This is a genomic window from Hafnia sp. HMSC23F03 (genome assembly GCF_001816025.1).
GTDB lineage: Bacteria > Pseudomonadota > Gammaproteobacteria > Enterobacterales > Enterobacteriaceae > Hafnia > Hafnia paralvei.
The window spans coordinates 1-15,393 of sequence record NZ_KV824196.1 but is presented as its reverse complement, the minus strand read 5'-3'; the positions used below and the strand labels follow the sequence as shown (position 1 = coordinate 15,393).

Annotated in this window: 10 protein-coding genes; 4 read left to right on the top strand and 6 right to left on the bottom strand. The window is 47.7% G+C overall.

From position 1 onward, the window contains the following. Positions 1-9: 9 nt before the first annotated feature. From HMPREF3091_RS03285 to HMPREF3091_RS03275, 3 genes are read right to left on the bottom strand one after another with little or no spacing between them, the layout of a single operon-like run. Positions 10-2,589 carry a fimbria/pilus outer membrane usher protein gene (locus tag HMPREF3091_RS03285; protein WP_070714239.1) on the bottom strand — a complete coding sequence of 860 codons (2,580 nt, stop codon included), beginning with the start codon at positions 2,587-2,589 and terminating at the stop codon, positions 10-12. Positions 2,590-2,629: 40 nt separating this feature from the next. After that, positions 2,630-3,343, bottom strand: coding sequence for a fimbrial biogenesis chaperone (locus tag HMPREF3091_RS03280; RefSeq protein ID WP_070714238.1), 714 nt, complete (start codon positions 3,341-3,343; stop codon positions 2,630-2,632). A gap of 48 nt (positions 3,344-3,391) precedes the next feature. Further along, the gene (locus HMPREF3091_RS03275) at positions 3,392-3,931 is read right to left on the bottom strand and encodes a fimbrial protein (RefSeq protein ID WP_035502768.1); all 540 of its coding nucleotides are present in this window, start codon (positions 3,929-3,931) and stop codon (positions 3,392-3,394) included. A gap of 1,427 nt (positions 3,932-5,358) precedes the next feature. Between HMPREF3091_RS03275 and mgtA the strand changes: the two genes are divergently transcribed. Together mgtA and HMPREF3091_RS03265 are read left to right on the top strand one after the other, a co-directional pair. After that, entirely contained in the window at positions 5,359-8,058 is a 2,700-nt protein-coding gene (mgtA, locus tag HMPREF3091_RS03270) for a magnesium-translocating P-type ATPase (RefSeq protein WP_371328673.1), read from the top strand. A 210-nt stretch (positions 8,059-8,268) separates the two neighbouring features. After that, positions 8,269-8,844, top strand: a complete 576-nt coding sequence (locus tag HMPREF3091_RS03265) for a nuclear transport factor 2 family protein (protein ID WP_070714236.1) — start codon at positions 8,269-8,271, stop codon at positions 8,842-8,844. Between the two features lie 46 nt (positions 8,845-8,890). On the opposite strand, the gene HMPREF3091_RS03260 is transcribed toward HMPREF3091_RS03265, so the two are convergent. Next, entirely contained in the window at positions 8,891-10,087 is a 1,197-nt protein-coding gene (locus HMPREF3091_RS03260; protein WP_070714235.1) for a BaiN/RdsA family NAD(P)/FAD-dependent oxidoreductase, read from the bottom strand. 323 nt (positions 10,088-10,410) lie between these two features. On the opposite strand from HMPREF3091_RS03260, the gene pitA reads away from it, so the two are divergent. Then, positions 10,411-11,904, top strand: a complete 1,494-nt coding sequence (gene pitA, locus HMPREF3091_RS03255) for an inorganic phosphate transporter PitA (protein WP_004091069.1) — start codon at positions 10,411-10,413, stop codon at positions 11,902-11,904. A 51-nt stretch (positions 11,905-11,955) separates the two neighbouring features. Here pitA and HMPREF3091_RS03250 read toward each other — a convergent pair whose 3' ends face one another. Continuing rightward, a complete protein-coding gene (locus HMPREF3091_RS03250) occupies positions 11,956-13,269 on the bottom strand; it encodes a sodium-dependent transporter (RefSeq protein WP_004091070.1) in 1,314 nt (437 codons plus the stop codon). A 363-nt stretch (positions 13,270-13,632) separates the two neighbouring features. Beyond that, entirely contained in the window at positions 13,633-13,968 is a 336-nt protein-coding gene (uspB, locus tag HMPREF3091_RS03245; RefSeq protein WP_008815545.1) for a universal stress protein UspB, read from the bottom strand. Between the two features lie 723 nt (positions 13,969-14,691). Between uspB and uspA the strand changes: the two genes are divergently transcribed. Then, positions 14,692-15,129 (top strand): universal stress protein UspA, encoded by a 438-nt coding sequence (gene uspA, locus HMPREF3091_RS03240; protein ID WP_008815546.1) that lies wholly within the window; start codon positions 14,692-14,694, stop codon positions 15,127-15,129. The last annotated feature ends 264 nt before the right edge of the window (positions 15,130-15,393 follow it).

The window sequence follows — 15,393 nt, the reverse complement described above, 5'->3', positions numbered from 1 at the left end:
TCATTCCCCTTAATGAACAACACATTGCCCAGCGACAGAAACGAGCTCCTGCTGCTCTGAAGATTCTGGTAATACATAACTCACACGGCACATTTCTTGAGGACTATCCCCCCACTTAACCGTCAGTATTCCCTGTCGCTCACGCACACGAGCGTAAATTAGGCTGGCTTGGCCAGACATTCCCACCACATTATTCTGATCGTCGAGCACGCTCGCCCCCATCGGCAGGGCTTCTGTACCGTTGATTTTGGCCTTGATTAGCACGCCATAACCGCTCAGGGTATCGAAAGATGCTTTCACTGCAGCGCCAGCATAGGGAATAACTCGGCTTTGAGTACTTTTGAGCTCCGTGTGCTTATTGATCCCCTTAGGATCAAGACTGATCGTGTTATAGCGGTATGGCGTTAGTGAAGGAACGATGGCGTAGCCGTTGCTATCAATACGCGCACCTTGCCCATTTTTAACTAATGCTCCCTTCGCGCCTTTTGCTTCAACCAATCCAAACGTTTCACTCAGGTATGGGCCGAGTGTGATCCCTCCACGGTGAATAACCGCAGCACCACGCCCGCCAACGCCCCACTGAGTGTAATCACTGGATGCAGAGTAACTCCCGTTAAGCGTGCCGAACGCTGAGTTTTTTTGCAGATTCGCGCCCCAGTTTTTAGTGCTACCAGCCTGACTTTCTCGATTTTGCTGATATCCCACATATACGGAATAATTCAATGTTCCAGCGTCGTCTAACATACCTGATACCGACGTTTGCCCTGAATTACCTGAGCTGTCAGCATGACTCAGTGACGTGGATATATAGTTGTCCCGTCCACCAAACGACAGTGGGATTGAGAAAGTTAACGTAATCAAATTCTCAGTATTTCCTAAATAGCTACGGCTACGCCCTTGCTCTGAGCCATCCATATCCGTCTGATTGCGGTATACCGACTGCTGGCGACTAATTGCCAAGTTATAACTGATGTTCTTCCAACTGTTGGAATAGCCCACCTGAAGTTGCGTGTTACGTGATTGATTATCGTAGTAATCCATCACCGAACCAGATAAGTACAGGCTCCCGTAATCTCCTAACGACTGGTTGATCATCGCTGTAAATTGGTTACGCTGATTTAGGGTGTCCGATTTGAATACATTATTAGAGCCGTGCTTTTTGCTAGCTCTTTCACCCAGCACATCACTCAATTCACGATAACCTTCCGTAGAATAGCGGTATCCAGCTAAGGCCACGTTAGTTCCGGTATAGTCGAATGTACGGCTATAAGATGCCTGCACTCGCCAGCCTGATTGGCTTTGATTATCATCAATTTGGGCATGTGACCACGTGGTATTAAGACCAAAGGCACCTAGCCAATGACTCCATACGCCACCGGCTAAAATCGCCTGATAATCGTCAGCAATACGCAAACCAAGGTTTCCCGTAAGACTATTGGAAATACCGCGCTCATAGGTAAAATCGCCAAACAGATTTTGTGTATCGCCATAGTCACGCGCACGCCCAACAACCGCGTTATAACGGCTTACGCCAGGACGCATTGAATCGGGTACGGCAGAAAATGGCACGGTGAACGTTGAACTCCGACCATCCGCTTCAATAATTTCGACCTTTAGGTCACCCTCATAGTGAGTGCTACTGAGATCGTCAATAACAAACGGTCCCTGCGGAACGTTGGTTTCATAAATCGTGCGACCGTTTTGGCTCACCACGACACGGGCATTGGTTTGAGCCGTACCCCGAATTTCAGGTGCATAGCCACGGCGAGACTGCGGCCACATGCGCTGATCAGTTTCAAGCTTGACGCCGTTATACGCCATACTGCCAAACAGCGAGCCACCGCTGTAACTTTGGCCAATCATTAGGTTACTATTCAGGGCCGCAATCGGCCTTTGCATATAGGTTTGTAGCGACTGCCACTGATAGCGAGAGCGGCTTGATGATTGGCTATAGGTTGCCGAAGATTGCTGACGCAGCTGCCACAGCCCCAGATTGATACCTGACTTTAGCCCAAGAAAACCATACTGGCTGGTGCCTCCAGAACCCGAACGGTATCGGCTTTGATAATAGTTAGTGCTGTAGTTGAGAAACATCAGCGACTCACCGGCATCCCAGCTTTCAACAGGCACAGCATCACGGGGAGAGCGAGTTAATAGCGCTTGAGGAATATATAAATCCAAGCGTAAACGCGGTTGATCAAATGACCAACTGGCCCCCTTGAGTAAGGCTTCAGGGCTTTTGCACTGGCTCTTAGCCAACTCATCACTCTGCGGCAATGCACTTTCATTTACACCAGATTGCACGTAAAACTCGCGGCTCAGACAAGGTTCGCTCTCTTTTTGAGCTGAGTTGTTAACAAAATCCACGCTGTCACGCTGTATAAAACGACCATTGAGATAAATATCTACTGAATACTTTCCCGCAGGGGTATTATTATCAGCATTAAAACGCTTTAAACCTTTGCCAAAATCACCACCAAGGAACAGAGACTCATCAAAGGTGTATTGGCTATTTTCTGCAGCCCATGAACAAATGCTCATTGGAAATAGGGCATAGGTCACCCATGAGGCTATTTTGCGATGATTCATTAAAACACCCTCTCATTCCATGAGCAGCAGAAGGATACGATCACAACTGGTAACGCTGTGTTATTTTCGCCCCTTGATCATTTATATAATTAATAGTCAATGCGGAATTGGAGAACCTATGACTAAGAGGCCACTTCTCCGTACTAAACGGAGCAATCATTCTGCTACCGAGTTGAGTAATCTTATTTTCAGATAGAATACTTGCTCCAGAAATGGAGAGGTAATAACCACTATTATTATTTACTTCCAGTGCGTAAGTATTTCCTTGCTGAATTATTTTTGGTTTTACATTCTGAGCAATATCCACTGGCGATGTTGCTATTCCGGTGGGGCGATAAAACACCTTTACTCTATTACGCAGCATGATCAGCATTTGATTACTGCTGCTTTTTGCTTCTCTGGGTGGGATCTGCAAAAAATTAAGGTAAAAAATGGATTCTCGATCTTGAGGTAATTCCCCGCCTGAGAACATCAACCGTACCGTTTGACCGGCTTTAGCGGCCATTTTAAAAAACGGCGGCGTAATGATGAATGGGGCTTGTCCAGTATCAGGTGTTGAATCTTCATTACCGCTGTCCATCCACACCTGAATCACATTAGGAAAATCATCATGATTCGTCAGTTGAATGTTCACCTCCTTGTTTTGCGCGGGATAGATAACCCGGTTCCCTGTCATGACTACACTTGCCTGTGCAGCCACAATCCAAAGAAGTGCAAAAGTGCATCCTGCAATAACATTCCTAACAAATAACATATTGTTGTTCCTAAACAATAAGTAGGCCGGCGTACCGGCCTACATCAATTACTGGTAAGAAATTGCGTACTGCAATGAACCTGCTACGGTGCCAGCAGTAGCTGCTGCCGTAGCGTAATATTGCACGGCAAAGTCATGAGTCGCTTCGGTATCGCCTTGTTTCAGAACCAATCCATCAACACTTTGTGGGCTAGTTAAGTTAATACCTGCAGTATCTTGGGTGCTTTTCAAAATCTGTAATTCAACGTTTCCAGCACCACCGGTATTGCCTAAATTACCGCTGTTAGTCACGTTATTTCCGACAAAAACGGTTTTAATGTTGGTATCTGCTGCATCATTTTTAGTACAGCCAGTAACGCCCAGCGTAAATACTGTCTGGCCAGCAACATCACCAGGATTAGCCAATTCTGTCGCTGCTACCGTAGGCAATAAAACAATCGGGCTAGCATCATTTCCATTAATAGAAACGGAACACGTTTGAGCAGTAACTTCACCTTGGAAAGTAATAGTATTCGCACTGATTGCCATTGCTGAAGATGAAACAAAACAGCCCGCGATGAATGCGATAGGTAATATTGTCTTATTCATTGATTCTATCCTTTTATCTATAATGACTATTATCGTTATTTTCACTTAACGATTTTCTTAAATCTAAATCCCTGTTTTTCTAGTCGCTAGAATAAAAACGGGCTATTGGTTTTTTACTCCAGAATGACGCGCCATCACTCTGGACTAAAAACCTAAACATCATTATCCATCTGATAAAACCAAATATTAAAAATAATGTGAAGACTACAATAAAGAGCCGTACGCCCCCTTCATCCGCATAGGATAAATAGAAATTTAAATGCTTTCGCGTAGCAGAAATCCTCCTCGCAGACGAGACGAAAATAGCAATTTAAGCAAATAATTTATTGTTTATGTCTTAATTCTATTTAGCTCAACCTTTGAATAATGTGGGTAGAAAGTAAGAAAAAGATTAACAGAGTGGTCAGAAGATTCCTATACCCACAAAGTAAACATGGTGTTAATTAAATGTTACTTCATTCGAAAGATCAGGTCATTTCAGATGCTCTAGGAATTCAAATCATGAATGTAAAATATAAAAACATCATGTTTTACATATAATTAACCACACGAAGCAACACCGTCTGTGGTGCACACTCCAGCAAATCGTCCCTTTTTTGTTCAGGGTGTACATTTTTGGGGTCATCTCTAAAAATGCTGTTTTACATAAAACACCAGAGTGTAATCACGATCAATTTTTGCAAAAACCTACCTTTCCTCCACTTTTAAGCCTGATTACGGGTGATAGCAAAATAACTTGCGTTGACTATTGGTTTAGCAAATGAACCTTTACACACTACGCAACCGGGCTTATAGTTTCGGCAGTTAATCAACGGAGATTCCTTCATTGGAAAGTCAGAGTAGTAATCAACTCAGTAGTGACATAACACTGGCAAGCTGACCATCTCCTCAGATGTTTTGCTTGCCGGACTCGGCGGGCAGCATCACTTCTCACATCAAGAACTGTTGCAGACCCACTAAAAAAGTACCTCGTCGGTGATTATGCCGAGAGGACTGTATGCGGACAGTTATCATGCAAATTTACACTCGCGCTCTATTTCCTCCAGGCAAAGCCTAACGATGTGAGTAATGGGTAACGTTTAACGTCGCCGATTTTCTCGCGCCCTGCTTTCTTGTCGCCATGACCTACGACAGGAGGGCTTATCAGTGCCCATCATTTGGCTTGATGAACGGCATAAGCAACGAGCGTAATCATTTCCAGTACCAACCACATCTCGCCGTGAGGCGTAAGGAGCCAATATGGACGAGCACCCCAGAAGCAACGTTATCCGCGTTGCACGGGCTGACGTGAGTGAAATCCGTCCCTAGTCTGCAACGCCTACTTTTAGCCTTAGGCTAACTAAGACATTTAGCGAAAGAAAACTCCTCATTTTTGGGGCGGGTTTCTGCGCGCTAAAATTAGCGATGAGTATTGTGTTATGGCCCAGATGATCGAACAGACTGCAGAAAAACGCAGCCGCAAAAATAATAAAAAAACCACCTATCTGATTGCAGAAGAATCTGTGGTCAGTCTAGATGCAACTTTGTCTAATCTTTCTTCTAACCTCAATGGATTAGAAGAGGAAGACGCACGCGAACGCCTACTGGAAACGGGGCCCAATCAGGTAGCTCATGAAAAAGTGCCACCTGCTTTGGTTCAGTTAATCAGTGCGTTTAATAACCCATTTATCTTTGTATTGATGGTGCTTGCTGCGATCAGTTTCTTCACCGACTATTGGCTTCCGCTACAACGCGGTGAAGAAACAGATCTCATCGGAGTGATCATCATTTTAATCATGGTATCTTTGAGCGGATTACTCCGCTTCTGGCAGGAGTTTCGCACCAATAAAGCCGCCGATGCGTTGAAATCCATGGTGAGAACCACCGCAACCGTTCTACGCCGCGCTCATCCAGCTGCAAAAACTGAGTGCAAAGAGATCCCGCTGCAAGACTTGGTTCCGGGCGATATCATTCTGCTCTCCGCAGGAGATATGGTCCCAGCCGACGTTAAATTGATCGAATCTCGCGATCTGTTTATCAGTCAAGCCGTACTAACCGGCGAGGCGATCCCGATTGAGAAATACGACGTCACCGCCAGCGTGAGTCAGAAATCATGCGACACAGGCAGCAGTGAAGGCGATCTGCTGGAGTTATCCAACATCTGTCTGATGGGAACCAACGTGGCCAGCGGTACCGCCAAAGCGGTAGTGGTCGCTACGGGGGCAAAAACCTACTTTGGTTCACTGGCAAAATCTATCGTCGGCACTCGTTCACAAACCTCGTTTGACCGTGGGGTCAACAGCGTAAGCTGGCTGTTAATTCGCTTCATGCTAGTGATGGTGCCAGTCGTTCTCCTGATCAACGGCTTCACCAAAGGTGATTGGGCCGATGCAGCGCTGTTTGCTTTAGCGGTTGCCGTAGGCTTGACCCCGGAAATGCTGCCGATGATCGTAAGCTCAAACCTTGCCAAAGGCGCGATCGCGATGTCTCGCCGCAAAGTTGTGGTTAAGCGTTTGAACGCCATCCAGAATTTCGGCGCTATGGACGTCCTGTGCACCGATAAAACCGGTACGCTAACTCAGGACCGTATCATTCTCGAACACCATATCGACATCAATGGACGCGAGAATAAAGAGGTGCTCCAACTGGCGTGGCTGAATAGCTACCACCAAAGCGGCATGAAAAATCTGATGGATAAAGCGGTGATTCGCTTCGGCCGCGCGCGTCCTGAAGTTGAAGCAATGGCGCGCTTTAGCAAAATTGACGAGCTGCCTTTCGACTTCATTCGTCGCCGTCTATCTATTGTGGTCAGCGACGAGCAGCGCCGCCACACGCTGATTTGCAAAGGTGCTGTTGAAGAAATGCTGGCTATCGCCACCCATATCAGCGATGACGGAAATATTTTACCACTCGATGAGAAAGCGCGTGCCGAGCTGCTGCAATTAGCGACCCACTACAACGAACAAGGCTTCCGCGTGCTCATGGTGGGAACTCGTGATTTGGGTATCGATGGTTGCGTATTCCCACTTAGCAACAGCGATGAGCGCGATCTGGTGATCTGCGGGCTACTGACGTTCCTCGATCCACCAAAAGCATCTGCCGCAGAAGCGATCACTGCCCTGCGCGAAAATGGCGTCATGGTCAAAGTGTTGACCGGTGATAACCCTATCATCACCAGCAAAATTTGCCGTGATGTGGGCTTAGAACCCGGTGAACCATTACTGGGCAACGAAATTGAAGGAATGAGCGACGAGCAGCTATCGCTGTTAGCGGAGCAGCGCACCGTCTTTGCCAAGCTCACGCCGCTGCAAAAGTCTCGCGTACTTAAAGCGTTGCAGGGCAATGACCATACCGTTGGCTTCCTCGGTGATGGTATCAATGATGCACCAGCGCTGCGCGATGCCGACGTCGGTATCTCCGTCGATACGGGTACTGATATCGCGAAAGAGTCAGCCGATATTATCCTGCTGGAAAAAGACCTGATGGTACTGGAAGAAGGCGTGATCACCGGACGCGAAACCTTCGGCAATATCATTAAATACCTGAACATGACCGCCAGCTCCAACTTCGGCAATGTGTTCTCCGTTCTGGTGGCCAGTGCCTTTATCCCATTCTTGCCAATGCTGGCGATTCAGCTGTTGCTGCAAAACCTGATGTATGACATCTCACAGCTCTCTTTGCCGTGGGATAAAATGGACAAAGAATTCCTGCGTAAACCACGTAAATGGGATGCAAAAAATATTGGCCGCTTCATGTTATGGATTGGTCCAACGTCTTCTATTTTTGACATCACGACCTACGCCATTATGTGGTTCGTGTTTGCTGCCAATAGCATCGAACATCAGGCATTGTTCCAGTCTGGCTGGTTCATTGAAGGGCTGCTGTCACAAACACTCGTTGTGCATATGCTGCGTACTCAAAAAATCCCGTTTATTCAAAGTACTGCGGCGCTGCCGGTAATGCTAACAACGGGGCTAATTATGGCGCTGGGTATTTATATTCCCTTCTCACCGCTCGGCACCTGGGTTGGTTTGCAGCCGTTGCCATGGCAGTATTTCCCATGGTTAGTTGGTACGCTGTTCAGCTATTGCGTTGTCACTCAACTGATGAAGCGCTTCTACATTCGTCGCTTCGGGCAGTGGTTCTAAGCTAGCACTTCAATTTACTCTCTAAGCTGCGGCAGTGATGTCGCAGCTTTTTAACTGCAATATCGCTTATTACTCACATTCTCTTTTTCAATTTCTCCCCTTCGGCACTTCTCGCATCGCATAATCAACAAACCTTGCGGCATTATATTCTCGTGTTAGGCCAGCATATTTCATGCCTAGCCACTGCTCACAACTTAAGGAAAAGCCGCTATGCAAGCATTTTGGGAAGACCGTTTGATCATTGCCGATTTAATGACGGGTTGGATGCACCGCGATCTCGCCGAATGGGACAAAATGCTAGAGCTATTCCACGCCGATGGCACCATTGAGGTCACCTGGTTTGAAGGGTTGTTTACTGATTTCGTAAAAGGCTCGCAGCGCATGGGCGGCTCAGCGCTGGTGACCAAACATCTCATCAGCTCACCGATGATTGAATTTCACGGTAATAAAGCCATCGCAGAAACTAACGCCATGATTGTGATCGAAAATGCGCAGATGAAACTCGGCGCTACCGTGCATAATCGTTTTTACGATTGGGTAGAAAAACGTAACGGTGCATGGAAAATTACCCGCCGTCAGGCAATTTACGATTTTGGTTCGTTTAATTTCCCTCAAGGAATTATCGACATCGATACTGCCTGTGCTAACAAATATCCGATTGCCTACGCGCCGCTTGCCTATTTACTTGAGAAAAGCGGTTTTCCGGTAGAGCGTGAATTTGCCACCAAGGGCAGTCATTTAGAAACGTCAATGAAGGCTGAAGGACAGGCTTGGTTGAAGGGATAATAAAGGCAGCCTGACTCCGCTCCGGTCTGGAGCGGAAGTCTCAATGTCACACATTCGCCACCGCTTGCGCACAGGCCCAGGCGGAACTCCATGCCCATTGGAAATTATAACCACCGAGCCAGCCGGTCACATCGACGACTTCGCCTATGAAAAACAGCCCCGGCACTTTATGTGCCTGCATGGTTTTCGAAGAAAGCTCGTTGGTATCAACGCCGCCCAGCGTCACTTCTGCGGTACGATAACCTTCAGTGCCATTCGGCACGACCTGCCATTCTTGTAATGTTTCAACAATCTGCACCTGCTGTGGAGCATTCAGCTGTTTAAGCGTGACGTCAGGAATTTGCCCCAGCGTTTGTAAACACTCAACCAAACGCTTCGGTAGTTGTTTAGCTAGCGTATTTTTTAGGCTTTGATTGGGGTGCTCAGCGCGCTCCGCATCCAAGAAAGCGGCTAGGTCGCAATCCGGTAACAGATTGATTGTCACTTTCTCACCGGCTTGCCAGTAGCTTGAAAGCTGGAGGATCGCTGGCCCCGAGAGGCCACGATGGGTAAACAGAATACTCTCGCGGAAACTGGTGCCTGATTCGGCGGTGACTACCGATGGAACCGCCACGCCAGACAGCGTTTGCAGATGATCCAATAGTGGCTTATGTAGTGTAAACGGAACCAAACCCGCACGAGTCGGCAGCACGTTCAGGCCGAACTGCTCAGCAATCTTATAGCCGAAAGGCGTTGCGCCCAATCCAGGCATCGACAGACCACCGCTCGCGATCACCAAAGATCGGCAGTTCACCTGTTCACCGTTAAGCTGAAGCGAAAATTCTCCGCTGTCTAAACGCTCAACGCTTAAGATTTCGCTGCGTAAACGGAGAGTAACCTGCCCCAGCTCGCACTCTTTAAGCAGCATATCCACGATCTGCTCAGCGGAATCATCGCAAAACAACTGCCCTAGCGTTTTTTCGTGATAGGCAATCTGGTAACGGCTCACCAATTCAATAAAATCCCATTGGGTATAGCGAGCCAGTGCCGACTTGCAGAAGTGTGGGTTCTGCGATAAATACGCCGCAGGTTCGGCATACATATTGGTAAAATTACAGCGACCGCCGCCCGACATCAGGATTTTACGCCCTGCCTTTTTGCCGTTATCAACGACGAGAACGCGCTGACCGAGTTGCCCTGCTTGAGCCGCACAAAACAACCCCGCAGCACCGGCGCCGACGATCACTACATCAAAATTTTCCACACATAACCTCTTATTTCGTGGGTCTAAATGCAACCACGAACGCTAATACCGATTTTTCTAATATGAGCTACTCTGGTAATAAACGGCAAAACAAACCCAGACTCACGGCGGTGGATTGTAAACGGGGTAAATCCTCATCGCCAGCGCGAGAAAAAATTTATCTCGAAATATTCATACAACATACTGAAATGATAGGACTAATCCGAGATATGTATCTATTAACTGCGTGAATAAATCAAAAAAACGTCATATTTTGCTTTTCCCCAGCACGCGTTCTCGCAGATAATGCGCCGCGTTCATGACCACTAACTGGCGTAACGCTTATGCTACATCTATTTGCAGGGCTGGATTTTCACACTGGCCTCATGTTAGTCCTGGCACTGCTGTTTGTTCTGTTTTATGAAGCCATCAATGGTTTCCATGACACAGCAAACGCAGTCGCAACAGTTATCTATACTCGTGCACTTCGTTCGCAGATTGCGGTCGTTATGTCGGGTATTTTCAACTTCTTAGGTGTGATGTTGGGTGGCCTCAGCGTCGCCTACGCAATTGTGCACCTCCTTCCAACAGATTTGCTGTTGAACGTGGGATCGACTCACGGTCTAGCAATGATGTTCTCTCTGCTTTTAGCGGCGATTATCTGGAACCTCGGCACCTGGTATTTTGGCCTGCCGGCATCCAGTTCTCATACGCTAATCGGCGCGATTATCGGTATTGCACTGACTAACGCACTGATGACCAACACTTCTGTGGTGGATGCGCTCAACATTCCGAAGATGGTAGAAATCTTCCTATCGTTGATTCTGTCCCCACTGATCGGTCTGGTTCTGGCCGGTCTGATGGTATTTGCACTGCGTCGCTACTGGAGCGGAACGAAGAAACGTCGCCGCATCCATATGACGCCTGCTGAACGTGAAAAGATTGATGGCAAACGTAAACCACCATTCTGGACGCGTATTGCCCTGATCCTGTCGGCGGTTGGCGTGAGTTTCTCTCACGGTGCTAACGATGGTCAGAAAGGCATCGGTCTGTTGATGCTGGTATTAATTGGTGTGGCTCCGGCCGGCTTTGTGGTTAACATGGACGCCACTGGCTATGACATCACCCGTACCCGTGATGCGATCACGCATCTGGAACAGTATTACCAGAAGCATCAGGAAGCCCTGCCGCATATCGTTGGTATTGAAGAGCATCAGCCAGTGGCACCCACCACCGGTAACAATGATTTCCATTGTGATTCTTCTCGTGCGCTGATTGCTATCGACCACAGCAAAGCGTTGTTGAATAACTTGCAACGTTATGACGAGCTAAGCGTCGATCAGCGTAATCAAATGCGTCGCTTACTGATGTGTGTTGCAGATACCGCAGGTAAAGTGGCTAAGCTGCCTGAAACAGATGCTCAGGATAAGCGCTTCCTGAACGATCTGCGTAAAGACCTGCTGGAGACCGTTGAGTACGCACCGATGTGGATTATCGTTGCCGTTGCTCTGGCGCTGTCTCTGGGTACTATGATTGGCTGGCGTCGTGTGGCGACCACTATCGGTGAGAAGATTGGTAAGAAAGGCATGACCTATGCGCAAGGCGTTTCCGCGCAGATGACAGCCGCAATCTCCATCGGTGTAGCAAGCTATACCGGTATGCCGGTTTCAACCACTCAGGTGCTCTCTTCTGCTGTTGCGGGTACCATGATTGTGGACGGCGGTGGTGTTCAGAGCAAAACCATTAAGAGCATTCTGTTGGCATGGGTTCTGACCCTTCCTGTCGCGATTGTTCTTTCCGGTGGTCTGTACTGGCTGGCGCTGACCTTTGTGGTCTAACTTATTAAAACGATTAAAAAAGCCCGTTGATTAAACGGGCTTTTTTTTGGCTTACATTAGGCCTCTAATCAAAATAATACCGATAAACAGCGGGCCAATGTAACGCCAGGTAATACGCAGACATGCTCGCCAAACAGGAGAAATATCCTGCGGCATCAGCGTCGCAGCGCGCGGCGACCAGCCAAATACCAAACAGATAATAATACCAAACAGCGGCATCATCAGATTCGACGTTAAGAAATCCAGCACATCAAACAGCGTTTTCCCCGCCAGCGTAAAACCACTTAATTCGCCAAAGGACAAGGTCACCGGGATCCCCGCCAGCATAATACTTGCGGTAATAATCAGGCTCGCGTTACGACGTGACCAGCCCCAGCGTCCTTGGGCAAAGGCCACAATATTCTCTAACAACGATATCGATGAGGACAGTGCCGCAACTAACAGCAGCAAGAAGAAAGCCACCGCCAGAATGCTTCCCCCCGGCAGATGGGCAAAGAAAACAGGCATAGTCATGAAGGTCAGCCCTGGCCCCGCAGCAGGGTCTAATCCGGCTGAGCTTAATGCAGGGAAAATCATCAGCCCCGCCAACACACAAACCAGACACGACAATGTGACGACCCAAACACTAGAACGCCCAATGCCTCGGCTATCTGGCAGATATGCGCCATAGGTAACATGAATTCCTAAACCGATGGACAGTGAGAAGAAAGCCAACCCCAACGCATCCAACACGCTTTTACCCGTCAGATGGCTAAAGTCTGGATATAGGAACATCTTCAGACCCGCACTGGAGCCCGGCAATGTCATCCCGACGACAATCAGCACCAGCATAATCAAGAATAACAAGGGCATCATGACCTTAACCGCTTTCTCAACGCCGCGCTGCACTCCCCCTAACACCACATAGCAGGTCAAGGCCGCAAACAATAAATGGGTGATAACCGGCAGATAAGGATTGCTAATAAAATCAGTAAACAACGAATTCAGCTGGCTGGAATCCGTAATGTTCAGTTTGCCTGCCCCCGCCATGAACGTATAGCCCACCGTCCAGCCACCCACCACACTATAGAAACTGAAGATGCACCATGAACACGTCACGCCCAGAACGCCTACCCAGCCCCAATGGCGCCCCGCCAACTGTTTAAAGGCCTTTACTACGCCTTCGCGCGTATGGCTGCCCAGCAGTGTCTCAGCCATGAATACGGCCAACCCCAGAGTAAAGCTGAACACCAAGAAAACAATCAGGAACGCACCACCACCATTAGTGGCAGAAACGTAGGGAAACTTCCAGATAGCACCAATGCCAATTGCCGAACCGGCTGCGGCTAAAATATGTCCAATTCGGGATGACCACTGCTGGCTCATGCAGACCTCCGCTGGGAGGGGATAATGCTAAACGTCATGTTGAAACTCCGGTGTTAAGAAAATGGTGCCGGAGGGTGCTAGAGACAACAAGGCCGCCCTTCCGGCGGCCTTGTTTAATATGGATGCGTGCAGGCCACCTAGCTGATAAGGAGAAGAAGGAGGCTGAGTTGGAGGTTAACTGTGTGCACGTTAGGATGTCCTAAAATTGAATACCGTTTCAAATTAATCAATGCACATCGTCCCTGCAATCATTATTTTCAGTTTTACCTTTTTGCAACACACTGATACTGCATTTCACGCGTAGTTCTTATCTGCACCCTCGCAGAACGAAGGTGCCATAATTTCATTGATATCAATTAGCTGCTAATACCAAATCGCCATCGCGCACAGACACACCACGACGAGGCCACACAGTCCGCTGGTTAAAACAAACTGGCGACGCAAACGCTCACAGCGGCGAATAAACTCATCATCATGGTGATCGAGGTAGCGCTGAGCCTGAATATAACGCACTAAGCGCACTTGCTTACTAGGCTGCCCATGAGAAGTAAAGAATCCACCACCATCAACATATTGATAAAGCAGCGGATCACAGCCGCGTAAAACAACCAGCAGCGCGCGTAACGAGGAGTAATAGCGCAGCATGTTAATCACGCACACAAGAAACAACGCCCAAAAAAGCGCGACGGTATTAATCATGATCACCTCCCGGCATCCTCTCCAGCAAAATAATTAGGGCTGTGAGATAACGGTGCCTTGTCTATTACTCGCCAGACAACCTTAGCCCGACAGTTTCGTCAGGCTAAACCACGATGGTTATTATCAAGGTAGGCAAAAAGCTAGCAGCACAATAACAAATCACGCTACGCAGCACTGCCTCATTAATCAGTTTAGGAAAAGAACGGAGAAACGGTATGGAGATCACAAAATTAATTTAGCTGATTTTATGATGAAACGCAGAATGCGCTAGCTAATGATTTAGCTTCGCTATTAATTCCTATAAAAAAACGGCGAAATAGAGAGAAAGAGAATAACAAAAGCAAAAAAAGGTGAAAATTTTTCCTCCCAAGATAATCAGCTCTTGCTTTACAACCGCGCTATCCTTATAAAAAACGGGTCTACTTTTTTTAGCTGCTGGCAAAGCGCTCTTTTCTTTAACGGCCTGAATTGGCGATTATTTCCTCACTTAGCGTGTTTTTGCATTTAAAGTGAACCTTTTCAGCTGAAAGTATGTGCAGCCTTGGCGTAAAAGAGTAAAACAATAGTTAGAAGCAATATGTTAAGAAATTTGCATTGTGAGTGTGAGCAGGACGACACCCTCACAATCTGAACGATGCTAACATGCAGGCATGCAAGAGAAGCCAGGTAGCGACACCCAATGCCTGCTACCCCGTTAACCGGCTTTATGGAAGGAGTAAACTTATGGCTTATAAACACATTCTGGTTGCTGTAGACCTTTCCCCAGAAAGTAACATCTTGGTTGAGAAAGCAGTATCTATGGCGCGCCCTTATGACGCTAAAGTTTCTCTGATTCACGTGGATGTTAACTATTCTGACCTGTACACCGGCCTAATTGACGTGAATCTGGGCGACATGCAGAAACGTATTTCTGACGAAACTCACCACGCCCTGACCGAGCTGTCTCAGAACGCAGGCTATCCAATTACGGAAACCCTGAGCGGGAGCGGTGATTTGGGTCAGGTACTGGTGGATGCGATTAAGAAATACGATATGGACTTGGTACTGTGCGGCCACCATCAGGATTTCTGGAGTAAGCTGATGTCTTCTGCTCGCCAGTTGATCAATACCGTACATATCGACATGCTGATTGTTCCATTGCGTGACGAAGATGAAGATTAAGTCTTAGTAAACTTCATTTTTCTTAAGATTAGTTTTCAACGCCCGCTTTGCGGGCGTTTTTGTTTTTGTGCTCTATTTCCTTAACGGCAATTTGGCCTGCCTAATCCTATGTTTATTTAGTGGAAATTTCGCCCGCTGCCCGAATGTCATCACTCCGGCTTTAGCGGAACGAATGAAAATAGAGCGGTGTGATGTTTCGTACGCCTAATGCACCGAAATCTACCTGCCCCCCGTGCAGGCGTCCGAGTCGGGGGGCCAATCGCT

Excerpts from the sequence above, each read along its gene's own strand:
- HMPREF3091_RS03285 (WP_070714239.1), bottom strand. The coding sequence starts at position 2,589 with ATGAATCATCGCAAAATAGCCTCATGGGTGACCTATGCCCTATTTCCA.
- HMPREF3091_RS03280 (WP_070714238.1), bottom strand. The coding sequence starts at position 3,343 with ATGTTATTTGTTAGGAATGTTATTGCAGGATGCACTTTTGCACTTCTT.
- HMPREF3091_RS03275 (WP_035502768.1), bottom strand. The coding sequence starts at position 3,931 with ATGAATAAGACAATATTACCTATCGCATTCATCGCGGGCTGTTTTGTT.
- mgtA (WP_371328673.1), top strand. The coding sequence starts at position 5,359 with ATGATCGAACAGACTGCAGAAAAACGCAGCCGCAAAAATAATAAAAAA.
- HMPREF3091_RS03265 (WP_070714236.1), top strand. The coding sequence starts at position 8,269 with ATGCAAGCATTTTGGGAAGACCGTTTGATCATTGCCGATTTAATGACG.
- pitA (WP_004091069.1), top strand. The coding sequence starts at position 10,411 with ATGCTACATCTATTTGCAGGGCTGGATTTTCACACTGGCCTCATGTTA.
- HMPREF3091_RS03250 (WP_004091070.1), bottom strand. The coding sequence starts at position 13,269 with ATGAGCCAGCAGTGGTCATCCCGAATTGGACATATTTTAGCCGCAGCC.
- uspB (WP_008815545.1), bottom strand. The coding sequence starts at position 13,968 with ATGATTAATACCGTCGCGCTTTTTTGGGCGTTGTTTCTTGTGTGCGTG.
- uspA (WP_008815546.1), top strand. The coding sequence starts at position 14,692 with ATGGCTTATAAACACATTCTGGTTGCTGTAGACCTTTCCCCAGAAAGT.